This is a genomic window from Lysobacter sp. cf310, from assembly GCF_900114355.1.
In the GTDB taxonomy this organism is placed as follows: Bacteria; Pseudomonadota; Gammaproteobacteria; order Xanthomonadales; family Xanthomonadaceae; genus Lysobacter.
Window position 1 is genome coordinate 220,679 of record NZ_FOSS01000003.1, and the last position, 20,769, is coordinate 241,447.

Here is a 20,769-nt window from a genome sequence, read left to right on the forward strand (position 1 = left end):
GCCCGCATTCCTTGAAGCGGCGTCTGCTGTGGAGACTGCTGGCACTGCAGGGCGCCCTCCTCGCCGTCTTCGGACTGCTGATCGTATTGGCGCTGTACGGCTCCAATGTCGCTAAGGACGCCGACAACGCGGTTGAAATTCTCCAGCAGGCGTTGACGCTGGACGACCGCGGTCGAATGACCTTGCGCGAAACGCCGGACCTGGCGGAGTTACGCAGGGAAATTCCGACCCTGTGGTACGTCATCCGCGACCGACAGGGCCGCGAACTTCGTCACGGCCCGATACCGCCCGAGTTCGCCTCCATCGGTGGCGCGCTGGACCGAGTCAGCCAGGCCCGATTGGGCTACCTGATAGACGACGACAAGGCGACCGGCGCCCGCCTCAAACGCATCGAAACCGCGTACGGCAGTATCCAGATACTGACGACGGAAGAAGGCCGGGTAATGGCGCCCGGACGGGCGAGCTGGTTGATTGTTTCGGTATCGGCCACCGTTCTGCTGCCGTTGCTGGTCCTGATGACCTTGGTCACCCTGATCGCGACCCCCAAGGTCGTGCGTTGGTCCTTGAAGAGCCTGGAGCCCGTCGTCGAAACTGCGCGCAAGCTCGATGTCGAAAGGCGCGGAGCGCGCTTGCCCGAAGCCGACGTTCCCGAGGAAGTGCTCCCCTTGGTGTCGGCCGTCAACGACGCCCTGGGCCGTTACGACGAGGGCCATGAGCGACGTCGGCGCTTTCTGGTGGACGCCGCGCATGAACTGCGTACTCCCGTCGCGATTCTCAGCGCCCGCCTCGAATCGATGCCGCCCTCTCCGGAGCGCGCGCGGCTCCTGCAGGACGTCGCGCGCTTGTCCGTGCTGGCGGAGCATCTGCTGAATCTGCAGCGTCTGGACCGGACCAACCCGAACTTCCAGCCGATCGACCTGGTCGAGCTTGGACGTCAAACCGCCGCGAACCTGGCGCCGCTGGCGATTTCCGCGGGCTACGAGCTGGGGTTCGAGACGGTTGTCGAGACGGCCGGCGTCGCGGGCGATGCCTTGGCCTTGGAGCGTGTCCTGGTGAATCTGGTTCAGAACGCGATCGAGCATGGCGGCAATCGCGGCGCGATCACGATCTTCGTTGCCTGCGATGGCGGCCACGGCATCGTCGAAGTGTCCGACCAAGGGCCCGGCATACGCCCCGAATATCGCGAGAAAGTGTTCGACCGCTACTATCGCGTCCGCGAGAACAGACGTGGCAGCGGGCTCGGCTTGAATCTGGTCCGCGACATCGTACGACTGCATCGGGGGTCCATCGACATCGTGGACGCGCCGCAAGAAGGCGCCTGCTTCAGATTGGCCCTACCCTTGTCGCGCCCGCAGCATCGGGACAAGAACACGGACGCCGTCGGCGCCCCGAACACGACGGATGACGGGCGTTGACGAACCGTCGAGCCCGCCGCGCGGATTCCAGGTTTGTGTAGTCGTAAAGCGCAGAGAGACAGCGCCCCGCCCGATCAAGCCCCGGCTAAGGCCAAGGCTTTGGCCAAGGCTTGATCGGCCGGAACCTCGATATCGGGAACGATGCCGGTGCCTTCCCAGTCCTTGCCGGTATCGGGATCGTAGGTGCGTCCGACCGGAATGAACGCAGCCAGGCCCGCGCCGATGGGCTCGATGCCGCCGAAGTGATTGGCGCCGGCGGTGCGTTCGCCGATCAAGACGCCCCGGTGGGTGCGCTGCAACGCCAGCGCGAAGTGCTCGCCCGCCGAGCGGGTGCGCTTGGAGGTCAGGTAGAACACTTTGGCCTGGTTTAGACGGCGTTCGGCCGGATCGGGAATGGCCAGGTGCTGGCGTACCAGCAGATGGGCGGGACCCGCTACGGTGCGCAGCGTCGGCCCCGCGAACGGCGACGGGCCGCGCGCCGCGCCGTCGTTCTTCGCCACCGACATTTCCACCAGCACGGTTTCTTGCGCGAACAAATACGGAAACAACGCGTCCATTTCCGCCAGGCCGCCGCCGCGCGCCAAGCCGCGCGTGTCGATGATGATCGCCTTGGCGTTCGCGTGGTCTTGCACGAAGGCCCGGATCGCCGCCACCGACGCGGGTTCGCCGGCGAACTGGTTGAAGCGCAGGTAGGCCACGCCGTCCGCGATCCACTTGGTCTCGGCGACGCTGGGTAGATCGATCGGAGCCAGCGCGGAGGCCTGCCGTGGGGCGCCGCTCGCGGCAGGGCCGACCACCCGGCGTGGGCCGGCGGCAGCAGGTCCGGCCCGATCGCCGACCTTCGGCGCCAGATCGACGCGCAGATGGCCGTCGGCTGCGACCGCTTGCAGGTCCTGGGTCAGGCGACGCGCCAAGACTTTGGCGTCGTCGATGCCCGCGTATTCGCCGGCGCTCAGCTTGCTGCGCAGCATGTCCGCGTAGCGTCGGCCCGCCGCGGGATCGACGAAGCGCGTCGCCAGTTTGTCCGCCAGGGTTTCGATCGCCGGCGCATATTGGGCCGCCGTGTCCGCGCCGAAGGCCGGCGACACGATCGCAAGCAATGCCCACAGTCCGGCGGCCAGACGTTTCCGGCGCATGCCGAACGCGGTGTCGTGTTTGCGCATGGTCGATCCTCGCGGGCTAACCCAGGTCCCAGTACGGATGCCGGTCGCGGCCGATTCGTCGCAAACGGCCGGCGCCCTGCCCTCGCCTGCCCCTGCTGCGTCTCCGAACGCTAAGGCTCGACCGTGCGCGGGCGGCCCTTCACCCCGCCCAGATCAGACGAAACGCCAGCCAAGCGGGAACGCCGAGGTAGAACGCCAGGCGGCCCAGCCACTCCAGCCCGTCGCGCAGCGCGGCCACATGCGCGGACCGCAGCGCCATCGCCAGCGCCACCGTCGTTTCGATCGCGATCCGCAGCACGGCGGCGAACAGCATCAGGCCGATCGACCACGACGCCCACCAGATCAGCAAGCCGCTCAGATAGGCCGCCAGCCCGTAGCTGTAGTACTCGCCGAAGCTGCCGCCGAAGGCGATGACCTGGTGCAGACGGAACGCCACCAGCGCCAGCAGCAAGGGGAACAGCGCGAACTTCAGCAGCGCGTGGTCGAGCCGCGGCCGGCGCGCGTCGGCCCGCGTCTGCGCCAGATCGGCCAAGCCGTTGGCGAGGCGACCTTCCAGCCCCACCGCCGTGCCGCTCGCGGCCAGCATGCGCCGCAAGGCCTGCGGTCGCGTCAGGGCCAGGCCGCGCGTCCAGTACGGTCCCGCCGCCAGGCGCAGGTCGACGCCACTGCGCGGCAGCGGCAGGCGCCAGGGCCGCAGGGCGGCGATCGACGCCACCGGCATCTCGATCCGTTGCCGGCGTTGGTCCAGCACCAGCAAGGAACCCTCGACGCGCGCCTGCGCGAGGAACGCGCGCTCGATCGCCCAGGCGGCCAGCGCCGGCGCCACTACGGCCGCGGCGAATACTTTCAGCTGCGACAAGGACTGAATCTGCAGGCCGATGCGCGACAGCATGTCGTAGGCCAGCCACAGCAAGCCGGTGCCGGCGCACAGGCGCAGGGCGCCGGCGAGCGCGCGCCACAACGGCGTGAGCGCGACGACCGCTATCGTCGATTCGTCCTTGGCCACGGCGCCGGCCCGACGGCGCGAGGCGCGCCAGGCGCTCACGGCCAGCAACGCGAGCAGGAAGGCCGCGCCCGCACGCCCCACCCAATCGCCCCAGCGCACCATCAAGGTCGGCGCCGGGTCGCGCGCGCTGACGAACGCGGTGAGCACGGCCTGATCGCCCATCGACGTGCTCGCCAGCACCTCGCCGGTATCGTCGATGATGGCGCTGAGCCCGTTGGTGGTGACGCGCACTTGCGGCAGGCGCGTCTCGATGCTGCGGAAGGCCGCGACCGCCAGGTGCAAGCGCGCGCCGACTGGATAGGCGGTGAACCAGGAATCGTTGGACATGCCGATGATGGCTTGCGCGCCCAGGCGCGCGCCGTCGATGGCCAGGTCGGTATGCACGTCGTCCAGGCAGATCAGCGGCACCACGTTGACCTCGCGCCCGTCGGCGCTGCGCAAGGGCAGCACGCGCGCGCCTTCCCCCGGGCGCCAACCGCCGGTCCAGGGCAGCACGCCGCGCAGCCAGGGGCCGTCCAGCCATTGCGGCACGTACTCGGTCAACGGAAACGGATACGTCTTGCGATAGGCGCCGAGCAGGCCCTTGCCGGGCTCGAGGAAAGCCGCCGCGTTGTACTCGCCCCGCTCATCGCGATCGTAGGTGCCGAACACCAGCGGCACGCCGGCGGCATCGACGAAACCCTGGATCTCGCGGTCCAGGGCCGCGCCGTCCTCGCTGCGCGGGCTGCCGAAGCTGGTGGGGTACACGGTCTCCGACCACAGCAGCACGTCCGCCTGGTGGTCGCGAATCGCCGACCAGGACAAGGCGTAGTGGGTATCGAGCACATGACGGACCACGGCGTAGGCGCCCATTTCTTCGCGCAGCCGTTCGTAGTCGGTGATGCTGGCCTGGACCATGGCCACGCGCAGCGTCGCCGCGTCGTCGGCCGGAGCTACCTGCAAGGCCGCGCGTCGCCACAAGCCGTAACCGGCCATGCAGGACACGATCAGCGCGGCCAACACCAGCGGCCGCAATACGATGCGCAGGCCGCGTGCGCGCTGCTGGTAGGCGTAGGCGATCGCCTCGTTCACCAGCAGCAGCAACAAGGTGATGCCGGCGGCGCCACCGAGGTCGGCGACCTGGCGCAGGACCGACGACGGAAACAGGCCGTGTCCCAAGGTGTCGCCCAACAGCTTGGGCACCCACCATTCGCAGGCCACCCAGGCCGAGGCCGCGGCCGCGGCGCGCAGCAATGGCCCGTAACGGCGCCCGGCCCAGCGGCGGACCAGCACGTAGACGATGAACTGCGGCTGCAACAACGGCGCCAAGACCAGCAACGCCACCGTCGCCGTCGGCGCGCCCACGCCGGTGTAGGCGCCGATCGCCGCACCGAACCAGTGGAACGCCGCGGCCACGAAGGCCACGCTCGTCAACGCGCCGATCGCGAGCGCGCGCAGCCAGCTGCGATCGGTGTCGAGCACCAGCAACCACGGCACCAAGGCGACGAAACCCAATCCCCAGGCGATACCGCCGCGAGCGTAAAGGCCGAGCAACAAGGCGGTGGCGAGGATGCCGGCGAGGCTGCGCCAGCGGGACGGAGACAACCGTTCCTTGGTCAAGTCGAAGAACTCCGTGTTGCGTCTAGCGCGGAGGAATGCGGATCTGCCGCAAGGGCATGCCCGGTGGCGCGAGCGCGGGCGGCACCACGCGATCGGCCGGCATCGGTATCGGCCGGCCCTGCGGGTCGTAGAGGGTGAAATCGGGCGCGAACATCAGGATGGGTTCGATCGCGACGCCTTCGTCGGTGACCTGGTGATGGCGCACATACCCCTCGGGCAGCACATAGCCCTCCGGCACGGCCAGACCCAGCAGCGGCGGACTGGTGCCGGGCGGATTGAACGCGCCCAGACCGGTGCGCACGCCAGCCTGTTGCAAGGCCTCGATCACCTGCGCTCCGGTGGGTTCCGGATCGCCGGGTTGGAAGTACGCGGCCAGATCATCGGGGTCCTGGCTGGACATGGCCTCAGGCTCCTGCAGCGATGCGGCCTGCAATTTGGGACGCGGGTACCGCGGTCGGCCCTCGCTCGGGCCGACCGCCATGCCGCTTTCCACATCGCCCCGCGCGGCCGGCGCGTTCGAGCGGGGCTCGGATTCGGGTTGGAGCATCCACCAGGCCGAGGCCGCGACCAGCGCGACGACGACGCAGACTGCCCACGGCAGCAGTCTGCCGCGGGCGGCAGGCGTCTTCGCGATCACACGCATGCCCTCGCCGTCCGCTCGGGACGGCGGGGCTTGCGGCGGGCGGCGTTCGGCCATGAGGCGATGCTCCTACCGGAACCTCAGGGCGTGGCCGGCTGATACACCGACAGCGCCCAGCCCATGCGCTCGTGCCCGTACTGGTTCCAGATCGGGCTACGGCCGTTGCTGAAGCTGGTGTAGCGCGGCGCGCCGCTGCCCGTGCTGCCGCCCCAGAGACCGGCCGACACCGTACCGCCGGTATAGGTCGGATGGGTGTCGTCGGACTGGATGTAGTCGAACGAGCTGGAGGACGAGACGAACTTGGTGTTGGCGTCGCGCAAGGTCGCCCGCAGGGTCACCGCGGTGCGGTTGATGTAGCTGGCCTCGCTTTCGCCCGACACGTAGCGCAGCGCGTCGGCATCGATCTGGCCGTCGCCGTTGCTGTCGTAGTCCGCGCCCATGTACTGGGCGAAGCTGTCCGCGCACTGGAAGCCCTTCTGACGCGCGTACTCGCACATCCAGTAGTTCATCTTGGCGATCGCGGGCAGGAAGCGATCGCGCAGGTTCACCGTCTGGCCGGTGCTGGCGTCGCGGCAGGAGCTCTGCACGTTGTCGGCGTTGTAGCCTGGGTAGTACAGGTTGGAGATCACCTTCAGACGCGTGTTGGCGTGCGCGTTGGTGTTGATGTAGTCCATCGCCGCCGACACGTAGGTCTTGCAGGAATTGACCGCCGCGTCGAGGCCGCTGTAATCGCAGGTTCCGGTCTGCGACTTGAAGGCCGAGCGCGCCTGCAGGCCGTCGTTGCCGCACATCTCGAAGCTCACCACGCGGGTGGTCGCGGCCTGCATGTAGGAACGCTCGGCCACGATCTTGTTCTCGTAGACGTCGCGCGCCACGGCGCCGGACTTGGCGCGGCGGATGCTTTCGATATCGGCGTTCCAACGCGCCGACAGGTACTCGGCGTCCACCGTCGGCGCCGAGTAGCGCGCCGCATTGCTGATCGAGCCGTTGTAGCCGGCGAAGATCGAATCGCCGTATGCGACGACGCGGTATTTGCTGCTGGTCCCGGCCCGGTCGATGGTCCACGACACGTTCTGGTTGAGCGTGCTGGCCGCGGCCGGGGCCGCGAGCGCAAGCAGCGCCACAGCCGAGAGCCACCGCCCCGCCCTAGTGCGGAACAGAGTCTTCATCCTTAATTCCCCTTCGAGATGATGTGCGCCACGGACACCGGCTGGTGTCCGATGAGAAAACGCGGAACTCGATCACGATGAGGACGCCCGCAGCTTCGGGGCATCCCTCCCCCTACCATCGCCCCCAGACGCTAGCGTACGGTCCGGGGTGGCGCAATGTGCGCTGCAACAGCCACGACGGGCTGCATCACGTTTTCGCATACGACCCGGCGCGCCGGGCCACGCCATGCGCTTCAGGTCATGGCGACGGCAGGTGCGGCTGCAGGCGCGCGTCGGCGACCGCCTCTGCGGGCGCCGAGCCTTTCCATTTCCACAGCACCAGGATCAGGGCCGCGTCCACGACCACCGCGAAGATGCTGGCTTCCGGGCCGAAGCTGCCACCGGTCACCCACTGCGGCCGGTCCAGCAACTGCGGATGGAACCAGCCCGCGTGCGCGAAGCCGCTGACGTCGAAGCCCAGCAGATAGCCCTGCGCCCAGTTCCAACCCAGGTGGATACCGACCGGCATGGCCAGGCTGCGCGTGCGCAGGTAGGCCAGGCCCAACAGGATCGCCCCCAGGAACAGCTCGATCGTCGCCCAGACCAGGGTGCTGCCCTGCATGTCCGGATTGCCCCAATGGCTGCTCGCGAACGCCAAGCCCAAGACCAGTTGCGCCCCCCATACGCCGACGCCGGCGATCAGTCGTTGAAAGACGAAACCTCGGAACAAGGTCTCCTCGAACAAGGCCACGAACAGGAAGATGTAGGCGCCGTAGGCCAACAGACCGAGGCTGCGCGCCGGGTCCAGTTGCAGCCGCACGCCGCCGACCGCCCAGATCATCGCGACCGCGAGCACGGCCGTCGCCAGGCCCAGGAAAGAACCCACGCCCAGTTCCCGGGCCCAGCGCCCGTTCAAGACGAAACCGATGCTGGACAAGGGCTCCCTGCGCAGGCGCACACAGATCCAGGTGACCAGCAACAGGAAGGCGAAGCGCAGCGGTTCCAGGGACTCCTGCGACACACCCCAGCCCTGCAGCGTCCGGCTCACCGGGGTGTAGACGAAGCGGCTGCCGAACATCAGCGCGGCGAAGATCAGGATCCACCAGCCATTGCGCACGCGTCCGTTCGAGTCGAGAAATAGGCGTTTCAAGGGAGCCTCGGGGCGATGTGGGGTGATGCCAGGCACGCGCTCGCGATGATCGGGATCGTGTCGGCGAATATATCTTCATATGAAGATACTCGATGTAAACACTATTCCACGAGGCCCGCAACTGACCCTGGTCATGACCGGGAACGAGGCCACGCATGCGTCGGCGGGCCGCCGGGCGACGTGCCCACGCGGCAGCCGTTCCGAGCCAGCGGGCGTGCATCCGGCGACGGGCGTGGCCAGGCGGGGCTGCGCCGCGATCGAGAGACCGCTTCGGTGCGCGGTCTACACCTTTAACGGCGCAGGGCCGCCTCGCACAGGCGCGCGATCACGCGGGCGCCCTCCTGCGCGTCCTGCTCGTTGGCCGGCGAAAACTCGGTCAGGGTCAGGCCGACCAGATCGCCGGCATCGGCGATGCGGCGCACCAGGGCGACTGCGTCGTCGATGCGCAGGTCGCCATCGGTATAGGCCAGATAGGGGAACTCGGCCGGTTCGAGCACGTCGAGATCGAAGTGGATGTGCACCGGGCCGTTGGGGAGCCGCGCCGGATCCAGGGTCTGCAGGTCCAATTCGCGCCGCAGGGCCCAGTCGCCGTCGTCGCCGACGTGGATGCCGAAGTAGCGAAAGCGGGCGGGATCGATCGGCGCGCTCAACAGCGCCCGCATCGGCGCGGGCGCGCGACCGAGGATGGCCGCGACGGGCATGCCGTGAAAGCTGCCGCTGGGCGAGGTTTCGGGCGTGTTCGCATCGAGATGGGCGTCGATCCAGATCACGCTCAGACCCGGATGGACGCGATGCAGATAGTCGATCACCGCGATGTCGACCGCGCAGTCGCCGCCGGCGGTCAATACGCGCCTGGCGCCCGAGCGCGCCAGCAGTTCCTGGGCGTCGCGGAACTGCTCGAGGATCGCGTTCCAACGGCGTACGCCGTGGCCATCGCCCTCGGCTGTGCTCACCGGCACCTGCTGCGCCAAGGGCGCGAACCGTGCGCAGACCGCGGCGGCCGCGACAGCGCCGCGCGCCAGATGCTGATGGCGTCCGGAACCTTGCCACTGCGGGTAGGCCAGGGCCAGGTCGAAGGCATTGGAATTGGGCTGCACAGGTTTCACTCCCACCAGGATCGATTGCGCGCCACGGCCGGATCGCAGCGCAGCCGCTTGCGGAGCCGACTACTTGCAGGCGTCGTACACACTGTCGTTCAAGGCCCTGCGCGCGTCGTAGCCTACGTCGTCGTTGTGCTGACGCAGAATGGCCTCGCGTCGGGCCTTGGCCGCCGCGCAGGCGTCGGTTGCGGCCGGCGACGGTGCGTAGGCGGCGCTGGCCCGCGAACCGTCGGTGCCGGCCAGGCGCGATAAGTACCGCGAATCCGCCTCGCCTTGTTTACGCCGATAGTGGCGCCGCCACAACTCGTCGTTGCTGGGCGGCGGCGCCGGGGTCGCGTCCCAGGACTTCACCGCCTTCTGCGCAGGCGCGCAGGGCTCGCTTTGATAACTGACCGCCCCGCCCTTGCCCACGCACTTGTGCACGCTTTGGCCCTGGGCCGTGCCGGCGAACGCCAGCAACAGGCATGCGAGTCCGATTCGCATACATCACCCCCTGGTGGATGCCTGCAGGCTAGCAGACCCCGGCCCGCGCCCCAGGCAGGCACCACCGCGGCCCAGGGCCTGAATGTTCCGCCATCGGCCGTGGCGGCCCATGCCCGACCGCCCCGGAGCGACGCGATACTAGGGGCCGACGACCCATCCGGAGTTCCGCATGCGCAATGTGTTGCTGGCCGCCCTGTTGCTGCCGTGGTGCGCGTCCGCCGCCGAGGCCACGCCGGAGCAAGCCGTGTCGGCCTTGTGGCGCGCCTCGTCCAATGACGCGGGAGGCAGCGCGGACCTGGCCACGCTGGAACGGTTGTTCCATGCGGACGCGGTGGTGTTCGGCGGCCGCTACAAGGACGACGGCCCGGTGGTCCGGCGTTGGTCCGCGGCGGACTTCCTGAAGACTTTTCAAGGCATCCGCGCGCAGGGCTTTCACGAATGCGAGGTCTCGCGCACCCTGCACACCTACGACCGGTTCGCGGTCGCTTACAGCGTGGTCGAATCCCGCGCCGATCCGAACGCGCCGCGCGCCGACTTCGTCGGCGTCAACAGCGTCCAGCTCTACAAGGTGGGCACGCAGTGGCAGGTGCTGTCCTTGTACTACCACGTCGAGAAGCCGGGGCTGCCGATTCCGATCGGAACCGGGCGCTCGGGACGGTGCATCGACTAGAGCCCTGGCCAACGAGGTGGCCCACGGCCCGGTGCGGTCCTCAATCCGGCAACAGGCGCCAGTCCGAGTCTTGCAGATGGAAGCGCATCGGCTTGGAGCCCTTGCCGGAGCCCGGGCTATGCAACTGCGCATCGCACTCGACCGCGCCGCTGTCGCGGTCCAGGTCGCAGGACTCCAGTGCGGTGACCTCGAGCGCGAGCGCTAACTCGCGGTACTCGGCGGCGCGCCGCGCATCCGCTGCGCGAGAGCCCAGCTCGTCCAGGTGCGCGCGCACCAGCGCCTGCGCCTGCGCCAGAGTCGGTTGCGGCGCCTCGATGTCGGACTGCTTGATCAGCCGCCAGCCCGAACCGTCCAGGCTGAAGGCGAAGACCTGATAGCTGTCGCGCATCGGCGCTTCGATCTTGACGATGCAGGCGGTCTGCGCCGCGTCCCGCGACTGACAGGCTTGCACGGCCGAGAATCTCAGCGATTCCAGCAAAGCCTGGCCTAGCGGCGACGCCGGCGCGCCGTTTTCGGCCCGTTCCGCGTCCAGCGACGCGCGCAGAGCCGCATTCGCCTGATCCAGGGTCGGCGCGGCATCCAGGGCCAAGGCCTGACCCGAGGCGAGCGAGACAGCGAGCAAAGCGCAGCGGCCTGCGAGCGCGGTGAGCGACATTCGGGGGCGATTCCGTGAGGCGGACCTGGGCCGCGGGCTTCGTAGTCTAAGGGCAAGGCGCAATAACCCCAGGACCAGACGGTTACATCGCCCGCGTAACCGATGCGACTGTCAAGCCTCTTGAGTTCACCGCCGTCCGACCTAGTCGCGCCGTGATCGCCGCAAGGTCGCGGCGCTACCATGCAGGCGCACTAGCCGCGGTTCCGATCCGCTAACGACGAATGGAAGGCCCATGCGCGCCACACTCCTGCTCCTGACGACTACCTCCCTGCTGTTGCTCACCGCCGCCGCACCGGTCCGGCACGGCCCTGAAATACGCGTCGGCGACGTCGAGCGGTTCTACGAGATCTACGACAAAGCCGGCGGCAAACCGAGCGCGGAAGTGCTGCAGCGCGACTATCTGGACCAAGGCAGTCCCGGCCTGCTCGAGTTCGCACGCATGCGCAGGATCACCGGCGAACGCATCGCGACCATGATCGCCGAGCGCCCCGCCCTGTACACCGAGGCCAAGCGCTGCGTGGATGTGCTGCCTTCGGTGGAGGCCCGGCTGGGCACGGCGCTGGCCAAGCTCAGCGAGTACTACCCGCCCACGCGCTTCCCGCCGGTGACCCTGGCGATCGGTCGCGGCAAACCGGTCGGCACCGCGAACGCCAGCGGCGTGATGATCGGGCTGGAGTCCCTATGCGCGGTGGACTTCCTCAACCCCAACCTGGAAGACCGCTTCGTCTATGTGATCGCGCACGAGTATGCGCACGCGCTGCAGCCGGCGGCGCAGGTCGAGGATGCCAACACCACGGTGCTCAAGGCCGCGCTGATCGAAGGCGGCGCCGAGTTCGTGGGCGAGCTGATCTCCGGCTCGGTCGGCTACAGCCATCTGCGCGGCGCGACGCGCGGCAAGGAGCTGGCGCTGGAAACCGCGTTTGTGGCCGACCAGGACCAGAAGGCCGAGGGCTCGGCCTGGCTCTACAACGGCGTGGGCACCCCCGAGCGTCCGGGCGACCTGGGCTACTGGGTCGGCTACCGCATCGCCAAGGCTTACTACCGCCAAGCCAAGGACAAGCGCGCCGCGGTACGCGAGATCATCGAGCTCGACGACGCCAAGGCCTTCCTGGCCAAGAGCGGCTGGACGCCGGGCATGCAGCTGGATTGACGCATCGGCCCGAGGTCGGCGCGCGGGCAGCGCGCCGATCGCCAACGGCGAATCAGGCATTGGCGTCCTCGGCGAAGCCCTTGACCAGCAGCCAGCACAGCAGCGTGAAATAGGCCAAGGCCAGCGGCAGCAACAAGGGATAGACCACCGGCAGCCCGAACAAGGGGCGGCTGACGCTGTACATCTGGATCGCCGCGGCGGCGATGCCGACCGCCGCGAGCGCGCGCGGCACCAGCCGGGCGCGAAACAGGAACGCGAACAGGACCAACACGCTCGTGCCGCCGACCAGCACGTCCATGAAGTGGATGCTGTTGCGCAGACCGGTCAAGAGCTTCCTGGCCGGCAGGAACAGCTCGCTCGCCTGCGGGCCGGCCGCGGTGTAGGCCTCGCTCAAGCTGCGGAACGCGACCAGGGTGGAACATTCGATCAACGAGATCGCCAGCGCGGCCACTACCAGCCCGAAGTAGTAGCGAGTGATCGCCGGATGCCGGTGACGGAAGTGGGTGGACACCAGGGTGGCCGCCCACAGCGTCAGCAGGCTGGTGCTCAGCCCGATCAGGGCGATCAGGCCGATCCGGTACGGATGCTGGGCCGCGTTCACCAGCAGACCCTCGCCGGCGAACAGATCGGTCTGCAGTTTGAAGTTCGAATACAGGCCGATGGCGAAACTGAGCAGCATGCTCGCGCCGATCCAGCGTCCTACGTTGGTGATGTTGTTCATCGCGTCCCCTCGTTCCCCGCCATGCCGGCGCTGCCCACTGTCGGCGCAGGTCGCGGCGGCGTACAAGCGCGACAGCGACGGGCGACGGCGAGGACGGGACGGGCGACGCCGGGACGCGATGGACGGCGCGTATCGCTGGCTCAGCGTCGGAAGAACGAAGCCTGCAGGAAGCGCATGCCGGCCAGGATCTGGGCGACGCGCTCGTCCGACAGACTGCCGATGCGCTCGCCCAGACGCGTCTTGTAGACGGTCGACACCTGCGAGACCACCACCACGCTGCGCTTGCTCAAGCCACCCTCGTCCGGCTCCAGCAGCACGTTGCCCGGCTCGCTGGCACGGTTCAAGTTGGAGCTCAGGGCGCAGACCACCACCGTACCGATGCGCGAGTGATTGAAGACATCGTCCTGCACGACCACGTGCGGATGCGGCACGCCGGGGATCGAGCCTTTCGAAGGATCCGACGGCAGCCAGAACAGCTCGCCGCGGTTGATGACGCGGGCGTCGAACCCGTTCGGGGCCTCTGGCTCTCGATCCATGTGCTGCGCTACCGGTGATGAGGCTGCGATGAGGAGGTGCTGGCCCCCGATGCGGGAGCATCGCGAGAGAGAATACTAGGCCGGCCACCGGAGCGCGGCGGCAAGGCTTCCGGCGCCGGCCTTGGCCGGCGTCTCGGTCGTCGGCCCCAATCTGTCGCACGCCTGGATCGGATCGGCCTCGCAGGCTGGGCGTCCATCGTCTCTACCCGGCCGGCATTCCGAAGTGGCGGCAATCCCGAAGCATTGCCGGCCACCAACTTCCGCTAGGCTTTCGGCAAATCCGGGAACACGCACGATGCGATCGATCGACGCAACTTACGGCTCCAACGAGGACGGGCTGATCTGGGGCTACCGGTTCGCGCCGGGTCAGGCCGCGCAGGCCATCGGCACCGATGCGGTGGCGGCGTTCCTGACCGCGCAGAGCCAGGCGCCCACCGGCGAGTTCCTGTGGCTGCATTTCTCGCTCTCCAACCAGGGCGCGGAACGCTATCTGCGGCGCGTGCTGGACCTGCCCGAGGCTTTCTTCGAATCGCTGGGCAGCCAGGTCGGTTCGACCCGTCTGGAACAGGACGACGACGCGCTGATCGCGGTGATCCACGATGTCCTGTTCGAATCCAGCTTCGACGCCTCCGAGGTCGGCACCACCAGCCTGTGCATCAATCCGCGCCTGATCGTGAGCGCGCGCCTGCGCCCCCTGCGCTCGGTCGACCGCTTGCGCGCGGCCGTGCGCGCGGGCCAGCCGTTCCGCTCGCCGGTGGAACTGCTCGCGCATCTGTTGCGCGACCAGGCCAATGTGCTCAGCGACATCCTGCGCAAGTCGACCGTGCGCGTGGACGGCATCGAGGACCGCCTGCTGGCCAATCGCATCGCCAGCGACCGCACCGAGCTGGGTTCGCTGCGGCGTTCGCTGGTACGCCTGCAGCGCCTGATGGCGCCGGAGCCGACCGCGCTGTTCCGGCTGCTGAACCGTCCGCCCGCCTGGGTCGGCCGCGACGACGTGCAGGACCTGCAACAGGCGGCCGAGGAGTTCTCCACCGCCATCGGCGACTCGGCCGCGCTGGTCGAACGCGTGAAGTTGATCCAGGAAGAACTGGCGGCGCTGGTCAACGAGCAGACCGGCCGCAGCCTGTTCGTGCTGACCGTGGTCACGGTGCTGGCCTTGCCGGTCAATCTGGTCGCGGGCCTGTTCGGCATGAACGTGGGCGGCGTTCCGCTGTCGGCGCACGGCCATGGCTTCGCGATCGTGGTCACCGCCCTGGTGGTGCTGACCGCGGTGCTGGCCTATCTGGCGTTCGGCCGCAAGCGGGATTGAGGGCAGCCCGCACTCAGCGGATCGGGAAGTCGTAGGCGGTGTCGGGCGTGGGCTCGGGCTTGTAGGTGTAGTGCCACCATTCCAGCGGATAGTTGACGAAACCCTCGCGCGCCATCGCGGCCAGCAGGCGCTGGCGGTGCTCGCGTTGGGCGGTGCTGGCCCCGGGCCACTCGGTATGGGCGGAGACATCGAAGTAGTCGAACGGCGTGCCCATGTCCAAGGGCGTGCAGCTGTCCGCGTCGTCCGCCGAGGCGCAACGCATCAGGGTGAGGTCCAGCGTGGCGCCGCGGCTGTGGCCGGAGGTCGGCGAGATGTAGTCGCCGAGCAGGGCGCGCTTGTCCAACCGGGGGTAATACGCGGCCTTGGTGGACTGGTCTCGCAGGTCGCCCGCCCAGGCCACGAAGTCGCCGACCGCACGCGCCGGACGATAGCAGTCGAAGACTTTCAGTCGCAGGCCTTCGCCGCGCAGGCTGCGCTCCACGCGCTGCAAGGCTTGCGCGACCGAGCGCAACAGGTAGCAACGCGCCGCGCCATAGCCTTGGACCGGGCGGCCGACGAAATTGTCGGCGGAGGCATAGCGGATGTCCTGGGCCAGATCCGGCACCAGTGCGCGCACATCGACCATGCCGGCCGCATCCGCATCGGCTGCGGGCGAGAGTCGCGGTGCGACCGCGGCCTCAGGCGTCGACGTCGATACGCAGCCGGACAGGGCCAGCGTCAGCAGGAGCAAGGTGGCGATGCGCATGGGCGAGTAGATAAAGGATCCGGCCCGCGACCGCGGCAGCGGTCGTGGGCGCGGGCCCGCTTAGCCTCAGTACACCGCGAAATCGGCGCGGCAGCCGTTTTCGACCCAGATCGTGTTGCGCTCCACGCCCCAGTTCTGGCCGTACTGGCAATAGGTCTTGCTGAGCTGGCGCTGCACCTCGACGTGGCCGCGACCGTAGAACGGGCAGCGCACGTAGTTGTTGTCGTTGGACTCGCAGCGCACGGTGTTGCTGGGCTGGTAGTAGTTGCCGCCGTTGTAGCGGTCGTCGTCGTAGTAGCGGTCGCGATCGCGGTCCTTCTTGTTCTTGTTGGCCAGGATCGCGGCGCCGATCAGGCCCACCACCACCGCGCCGGCGACGGCATTGGAATTGTCGTGGCCCGAGGACTGGTAGTCGCCGACGTTGAACTCGGCGCGGCAGCCGTTGGTCACCCAGACCCGGTTACGGTCGTAACCCCAGGTGTCGTTCTGCCAGCAGCCCGAGGAGCTGAGCTGGCGCGACAGGGTGACGCCACCGCGGGTGTCGACCGGGCAACTCTTGTACTGGCCGTTGCTGGACTCGCAACGCACGGTTTGCCCCGCGTAGGCGCTCTGCCCCAGGGAGGGAACGACCAGGGCGAGGACGAGGACGCTGCTGACGAATCGTTTCATGGTCGTCTCCTTCACTTCGCGGCCCGGCGGGCCTGGGCCAGGGCTTCGAGTTCGGCGCCGGCCAGGTGGCCGTCGCGATCGGTATCGAAGCTGTCGAAGACCGGTCGCAGCGCGTCGCCGTAGGCGTCCATGGTGATCTCGTGCTGCGGGTTCTCGGCGCGGGCGGTGGGCACCAGATGCGCGGGAATCTCGGCGCCGCGCAGCACGCCATCGCGGTCGGCATCGGCCTGGGCGAAGCGGCGGATCATGGCGTTGCGGTATTCCTCGAACGAGAGCTTGCCATCGCCGTCGCGGTCCATGCGCTTGAGCAGGCCCTCCGGGGTGACGGCCACGGGCTCGCCCTTCTGCGCCAGCGCCAACGGACTCAGACACAGCAGCGCGACGGCTACAGCGGCCAACGATATGCATCGTTTCATGCGGTTCTCCTGAGGATGGGAAACGGACGAAGCGCCGCCGGCCGAGAGGGGCCGCACGGTGGACGACGGAATGACGATGACGGGGTGGATTTCCTTCTCCTCGTGAACGAACGGCGTCCTGGCGGTTCGGTGGCCATGCCCTTAGCGTTTAGCGGGAATCGCAGCATCGGGCGGATGCGCGCAGGGCGCCGCCGGGGCGGCCAGCAGCCTGCGTTCCATCGCCTGCAGGACTGGCTCGGTCCGAGCCAGCACGCCGACGGCGTCCCCTGCCCTGGCGAGGCGGGTACGACGGCGTTGCGATGCTGGCGTACGGAACATGGCCCACCCCATGCCGCTGCGACCCTCGAACTAATAGTGCATCAATCGTTAGCAAAACATGTATTCGCGGCTGGCAACGGCCGGCGGCCGCCTCACAGCCCGCTGGAGGCGTGCGCGCGGTCACGCCCGGGTGACGCCGGCGCCTATTTGCAGGCCTCGAAGACCGCGTCGTTGAGCGCGCTGACCAGCGCGTAGTCGCGGTCCATGCCGACGGCGGCGAGTTTGCGTTCGCGGCGTTCGCGCGCGATGTCGCAGTCGCGGCCGTCGCCGAGCCGGATCGCATAGGCGCGCGCGCCGCCGGGACGGTCGGTGCCGGCCAGGCGCGAGAGATAGCGCGAGTCGGCCTGGCCGCGCTGCTCGGCCTGCTGGCGACGGCCCAGCTCGGCCGCATCGGGCGGCGGCTGCGGCGTGGCCTCCCAGACGCGGGCGGTGGCGGCCGCCGCGCAGGCTTCGGATTGGTAGCTGACGGCGCCGGAGCGGGCGACGCATTTGTAGAGGCTGGCGGCGTCGGCCACGGGCGGCAGCAGGAATAGCAACGAGTAGACGGCGTGCAGGGGCATGGCGATCGTCCTTGACCGGGGCGGCGAGCGGCCGCGTTGGGGGAGCGGTCAGATTGATCGTGAGCGCAGGCTATCGTCAGCGGCGGACTGCGCGAATCGGCGTCGGGCTGAGGCGGATCGGGGCGTAGGAAAGGTCCTATCCGGATCCGCAGGGGACTGCCCCGCCCCGCGCGAACACGGCATAAGCGTCGGAGCGGTCATTCCGCCGCAGCGGTCAGCGTGTCGGACCTTGCAGGGCGGGTACGCCGAGCAAAGCGCGAGTCCCCCTCGATCCCGCTCTGCAAAGGGGGAGGCGCAGCGGTTGCATGCTAGTCGGGCCTTGCGCGGCGCGCGCGCCCCTGCCCCAGCTCAGGGTTTCGCCGCGGGCGCCGCCGGCAATCGCGAGGCGTGGCTGGCCACCATCACCCAGCCCTGCGGGCCGCGCACATAGGTGTCGGTGAACTGGAAGTCGGCCGCGAACGGTTTGCCTTCGGAGACGCCCTTGACGCTGGTGATGCCCAGCGCGATCGCGGTGTCGTTGCCGTAGTAACGCAGGCGGGTGCCGTGATTGCGGAACACCTCGTAGGTGGTCACGCCCTTGGCCAGTTCGGCGACCTCGTCGTCGCGCGTGGTGATCTTGCCGTTGGAGGCCGTCAGGGTGAAGTCCGGGTCCAGGTGCTGGCCGATCCAGGCGGCGTCCTCGGCTTCATAGGCCGCGCAGATGTCGCGCTCGAGCTGCAGGATGGCGCGCTCGTCGGCGCTACGGTCGGCGGCGATGGCGGCGGGCGCGCACAGGCCCAGGGCGATGGACAACGGCAGCAGCGAGTACAGGCGCATTGCGGGTTCCTTGCGGGATCGATGGCGAGGGACGCGGACGGCGTCCGTCGCGCAGCATGCCCGCGCGCGCCCGCGCTGGCTGCGCCCATCTTGCGAATTCGCGCGGTTCCGAAGGCCGGCCGCTGCGATGCCATGCCGGCCGCGAGCTGCGCGATCGGGCGGTCAACGGGATGAGGGAAACGGCCGACGCCATTGGGCTCGGTCGCGCCGGTGGCGATGTCGGTCGCGAGCGGCGCGATCGCGCCGTCGGCAAGGAGGGTCAGCGGCCGATGCCGTGCGGCTCGATGACGCCCGTGGCGATACCCGCCGCGACCAGCGCGATCAGGGCCACCGACAAGACGATGCGACGGGTGAGCGCGTTGACGGTGCGCCGGCTCTGCCCGTGATCGACCAGCATGTAGTACAGGCCGGCGCCCAGATTCCAGACGATCAGGCTCAGGAAGGCGACGATGAACAGCGTTTTCATGCGGGTTCCATGCCGGCGCGGCCGGCGACGTAACGGGCCCGCGGAACGCCGCGGGCGGCGGCGGGTTCAGGCGTCCGCGGAGGCGACGGCCTTGCGCCAGCGCGGCAACAGGCGCAGGCGCAGCAACAAGGCGGCGGTCATGATCAGCAGGAACAGGCCGTAGGCGACCGAGGTCGCGAGCACCTGCTTCCAGATCGCGCCGGCATTGGGATCGGCGTTGTGCATCGACCAGTGCATGCCCCACCCCGCCAGCAATGTGGCCAGCAGCAGCGCGCCGCCGTCGAACCAGGTGCGCGCGGCCAGACGCGGCTGTTTGGGGTAGGCCCAGTACAGCCAGGCCAGGATCGAGAACCAGGGCACGAACAGGATCAGCGCGAGGTTGAGTTCGACCTGCGGATTCATGGCGGCGGCGAGCATCGACGGCGACTCTGTGGGGTTGCCGCCATACTGCGCCGACCATATCAGTTTCGCCAGAATCAGAAATGAGATAAAAAACCATATCAGATGAGCCAGAGCGGCCGTCCCGCCGCGCTCCGGAGCCGCCGTGAAGCGTTACCAAGCCCTAGCCGACGACATCGCGGCCTCGATCCGCGACGGCCTGCTGCGCCCGGGCCAGCGCCTGCCCTCGGTGCGCCAGGCCAGCGCGGCGCGCGGGATCAGCCCGGCGACGGTGTTCCAGGCCTACTACCTGCTGGAGGCGCGTGGACTGGTGCGTTCGCGCGCGCGTTCGGGCTACTACGTGACCCGCCCGTCCGCGCCGCTGCCGCCGGAGCCGGATGCGGCTTCGCAGCCCGACGGTGAGTCGCGCGCGGTCGACGTGTCCGAGCTGGTGTTCGAAGTGCTGGGATCGGCGATGGCGCACGCCGTGGTGCCGCTGGGCTCCGCCTTCCCCAGCCCGCTGCTGTACCCGCTGCAGAAGCTGGGGCGGGCCATGGCGTCGGCGGCGGTGCATCTGGATCCGTGGAGCACGGTCGACGATCTGACCCCGGGCAATGCGGCGCTGCGGCGCCAGATCGCACTGCGCTACCGGATCGACGGCCTGCAGATCGGCGCCGACGAGATCGTGGTCACCAACGGCGCGCTGGAAGCACTGAACCTGTGCGTGGCCGCGGTGACTCGGCCAGGCGACGCGGTGCTGGTGGAATCGCCCTGCTTCTATGCCGCGCTGCAATCGCTGGAGCGCCACGGCCTGCACGCGATCGAAGTGCCCACGCATCCGCGCGACGGCATCGACCTGGACGCGCTGGCGGCGGCGATCGAACGTCATCGTCCGCGTGCCTGCTGGTTGATGACCAACTTCCAGAACCCCTTGGGCAGCGCCATGCCCGACGAGAAGAAGCGCGCCCTGGTCGAGCTGCTGACCCGTCATGGCGTGCCGTTGATCGAGGACGACGTCTACGGCGAGCTCTACTTCGGCGAGCGTCGGCCGACCCCGGCCAAGGCCTACGATCGCGAGGGGCTGGTGATGCATTGCGGCTCGTTCTCCAAGAGCCTGGCGCCGGGCTACCGGATCGGCTGGGTCGCGCCCGGGCGTTATGCGCGCGAGATCGCGCGGCGCAAGCTCACCGCGACCTTGAGCACCTGCGTTCCGGCGCAATTGGCGATCGCGCACTATCTGGAGAAGGGCGGCTACGACCGTCACCTGCGGCGCCTGCGCGCGACGCTGTCGACGCAGCAGGCGCAGTACCTGGCCGCGGTGGCGCGGCATTTCCCGGAGGGCACGCGCGTGACCCGCCCGGCCGGCGGCTATTTCCTGTGGATCGAACTGCCCGAGGGCGGCGATGCGCTGCGCGTCTATCAGCAAGCGTCCGCGCTGGACATCAGCATCGCGCCGGGGCCGATGTTCTCGGTGCGGCGCGGTTTCGGCCACTGCCTGCGGCTGAATTGCGGGCACCCGCTGGACGCGCGCGTGGATGCGGCGCTGGCGACCTTGGGGCGGTTGGCGGGCGGCGGCTAGCGCCGATTGTGGCGAGCCAGTCGGGCCGTGCGGGTGCGCTGCGCGCGATTAGCAAATTTCCTTTTTCGCTAGCG

At 68.8% G+C, this 20,769-nt stretch carries 22 protein-coding genes; 5 read left to right on the forward strand and 17 right to left on the reverse strand.

All coding sequences use genetic code 11. The annotated features are described in order from the left end of the window. The first annotated feature begins 11 nt into the window (after positions 1 to 11). Positions 12 to 1,415 carry a sensor histidine kinase gene (locus BMZ45_RS12300; RefSeq protein ID WP_217643199.1) on the forward strand — a complete coding sequence of 468 codons (1,404 nt, stop codon included), beginning with the start codon at positions 12 to 14 and terminating at the stop codon, positions 1,413 to 1,415. Positions 1,416 to 1,489: 74 nt separating this feature from the next. Here BMZ45_RS12300 and BMZ45_RS12305 read toward each other — a convergent pair whose 3' ends face one another. The 7 genes from BMZ45_RS12305 to BMZ45_RS12335 form a co-directional block, all read right to left on the reverse strand. Then, positions 1,490 to 2,578: a S41 family peptidase gene (locus BMZ45_RS12305; protein WP_091636835.1), complete on the reverse strand. Its 1,089-nt coding sequence runs from the start codon at positions 2,576 to 2,578 to the stop codon at positions 1,490 to 1,492. 139 nt (positions 2,579 to 2,717) lie between these two features. Then, positions 2,718 to 5,183: an apolipoprotein N-acyltransferase gene (gene lnt / locus BMZ45_RS12310; protein WP_091636837.1), complete on the reverse strand. Its 2,466-nt coding sequence runs from the start codon at positions 5,181 to 5,183 to the stop codon at positions 2,718 to 2,720. A 22-nt stretch (positions 5,184 to 5,205) separates the two neighbouring features. Beyond that, on the reverse strand, positions 5,206 to 5,880 hold the full coding sequence (locus tag BMZ45_RS12315) for a hypothetical protein (protein WP_091636839.1): 675 nt from the start codon (positions 5,878 to 5,880) through the stop codon (positions 5,206 to 5,208). 23 nt (positions 5,881 to 5,903) lie between these two features. Beyond that, the gene (locus BMZ45_RS12320; RefSeq protein ID WP_091636840.1) at positions 5,904 to 6,992 is read right to left on the reverse strand and encodes a hypothetical protein; all 1,089 of its coding nucleotides are present in this window, start codon (positions 6,990 to 6,992) and stop codon (positions 5,904 to 5,906) included. Between the two features lie 238 nt (positions 6,993 to 7,230). Then, entirely contained in the window at positions 7,231 to 8,121 is an 891-nt protein-coding gene (locus BMZ45_RS12325; RefSeq protein ID WP_091636843.1) for a CPBP family intramembrane glutamic endopeptidase, read from the reverse strand. Positions 8,122 to 8,411: 290 nt separating this feature from the next. Further along, the gene (locus BMZ45_RS12330) at positions 8,412 to 9,218 is read right to left on the reverse strand and encodes an arginase family protein (RefSeq protein ID WP_091636845.1); all 807 of its coding nucleotides are present in this window, start codon (positions 9,216 to 9,218) and stop codon (positions 8,412 to 8,414) included. A gap of 69 nt (positions 9,219 to 9,287) precedes the next feature. Then, the gene (locus BMZ45_RS12335) at positions 9,288 to 9,704 is read right to left on the reverse strand and encodes a DUF4124 domain-containing protein (RefSeq protein ID WP_139215481.1); all 417 of its coding nucleotides are present in this window, start codon (positions 9,702 to 9,704) and stop codon (positions 9,288 to 9,290) included. A gap of 169 nt (positions 9,705 to 9,873) precedes the next feature. Between BMZ45_RS12335 and BMZ45_RS12340 the strand changes: the two genes are divergently transcribed. After that, positions 9,874 to 10,374, forward strand: a complete 501-nt coding sequence (locus BMZ45_RS12340; RefSeq protein ID WP_091636849.1) for a hypothetical protein — start codon at positions 9,874 to 9,876, stop codon at positions 10,372 to 10,374. A gap of 40 nt (positions 10,375 to 10,414) precedes the next feature. Here the strand turns inward: BMZ45_RS12340 and BMZ45_RS12345 are convergent, their stop codons facing one another. Beyond that, positions 10,415 to 11,029, reverse strand: coding sequence for a hypothetical protein (locus BMZ45_RS12345; RefSeq protein ID WP_091636851.1), 615 nt, complete (start codon positions 11,027 to 11,029; stop codon positions 10,415 to 10,417). Between the two features lie 232 nt (positions 11,030 to 11,261). On the opposite strand from BMZ45_RS12345, the gene BMZ45_RS12350 reads away from it, so the two are divergent. Then, entirely contained in the window at positions 11,262 to 12,179 is a 918-nt protein-coding gene (locus BMZ45_RS12350) for a DUF2268 domain-containing putative Zn-dependent protease (RefSeq protein ID WP_091636853.1), read from the forward strand. A gap of 52 nt (positions 12,180 to 12,231) precedes the next feature. Here BMZ45_RS12350 and BMZ45_RS12355 read toward each other — a convergent pair whose 3' ends face one another. Then, positions 12,232 to 12,900 carry a DUF4386 family protein gene (locus tag BMZ45_RS12355; protein ID WP_091636855.1) on the reverse strand — a complete coding sequence of 223 codons (669 nt, stop codon included), beginning with the start codon at positions 12,898 to 12,900 and terminating at the stop codon, positions 12,232 to 12,234. 140 nt (positions 12,901 to 13,040) lie between these two features. Then, positions 13,041 to 13,436 carry a type II toxin-antitoxin system PemK/MazF family toxin gene (locus BMZ45_RS12360; protein ID WP_091636857.1) on the reverse strand — a complete coding sequence of 132 codons (396 nt, stop codon included), beginning with the start codon at positions 13,434 to 13,436 and terminating at the stop codon, positions 13,041 to 13,043. Positions 13,437 to 13,731: 295 nt separating this feature from the next. On the opposite strand from BMZ45_RS12360, the gene BMZ45_RS12365 reads away from it, so the two are divergent. After that, the gene (locus BMZ45_RS12365) at positions 13,732 to 14,748 is read left to right on the forward strand and encodes a transporter (protein ID WP_091636859.1); all 1,017 of its coding nucleotides are present in this window, start codon (positions 13,732 to 13,734) and stop codon (positions 14,746 to 14,748) included. A gap of 13 nt (positions 14,749 to 14,761) precedes the next feature. On the opposite strand, the gene BMZ45_RS12370 is transcribed toward BMZ45_RS12365, so the two are convergent. From BMZ45_RS12370 to BMZ45_RS12400, 7 genes are all read right to left on the reverse strand, one after another. Continuing rightward, the gene (locus BMZ45_RS12370; RefSeq protein ID WP_091636861.1) at positions 14,762 to 15,493 is read right to left on the reverse strand and encodes a M15 family metallopeptidase; all 732 of its coding nucleotides are present in this window, start codon (positions 15,491 to 15,493) and stop codon (positions 14,762 to 14,764) included. A 66-nt stretch (positions 15,494 to 15,559) separates the two neighbouring features. Beyond that, positions 15,560 to 16,162, reverse strand: coding sequence for a DUF3011 domain-containing protein (locus BMZ45_RS12375; RefSeq protein ID WP_139215482.1), 603 nt, complete (start codon positions 16,160 to 16,162; stop codon positions 15,560 to 15,562). A gap of 11 nt (positions 16,163 to 16,173) precedes the next feature. Beyond that, positions 16,174 to 16,578, reverse strand: coding sequence for an EF-hand domain-containing protein (locus BMZ45_RS12380; RefSeq protein ID WP_091636865.1), 405 nt, complete (start codon positions 16,576 to 16,578; stop codon positions 16,174 to 16,176). Between the two features lie 461 nt (positions 16,579 to 17,039). Beyond that, positions 17,040 to 17,456: a DUF4124 domain-containing protein gene (locus BMZ45_RS12385; protein ID WP_091636867.1), complete on the reverse strand. Its 417-nt coding sequence runs from the start codon at positions 17,454 to 17,456 to the stop codon at positions 17,040 to 17,042. Positions 17,457 to 17,804: 348 nt separating this feature from the next. Then, positions 17,805 to 18,272 (reverse strand): nuclear transport factor 2 family protein, encoded by a 468-nt coding sequence (locus tag BMZ45_RS12390; protein WP_091636869.1) that lies wholly within the window; start codon positions 18,270 to 18,272, stop codon positions 17,805 to 17,807. Positions 18,273 to 18,531: 259 nt separating this feature from the next. Continuing rightward, entirely contained in the window at positions 18,532 to 18,738 is a 207-nt protein-coding gene (locus BMZ45_RS12395; protein WP_056174799.1) for a twin transmembrane helix small protein, read from the reverse strand. 66 nt (positions 18,739 to 18,804) lie between these two features. Continuing rightward, on the reverse strand, positions 18,805 to 19,155 hold the full coding sequence (locus tag BMZ45_RS12400) for a hypothetical protein (protein WP_254776629.1): 351 nt from the start codon (positions 19,153 to 19,155) through the stop codon (positions 18,805 to 18,807). A 127-nt stretch (positions 19,156 to 19,282) separates the two neighbouring features. On the opposite strand from BMZ45_RS12400, the gene BMZ45_RS12405 reads away from it, so the two are divergent. Next, the gene (locus BMZ45_RS12405; protein ID WP_091636870.1) at positions 19,283 to 20,695 is read left to right on the forward strand and encodes an aminotransferase-like domain-containing protein; all 1,413 of its coding nucleotides are present in this window, start codon (positions 19,283 to 19,285) and stop codon (positions 20,693 to 20,695) included. The last annotated feature ends 74 nt before the right edge of the window (positions 20,696 to 20,769 follow it).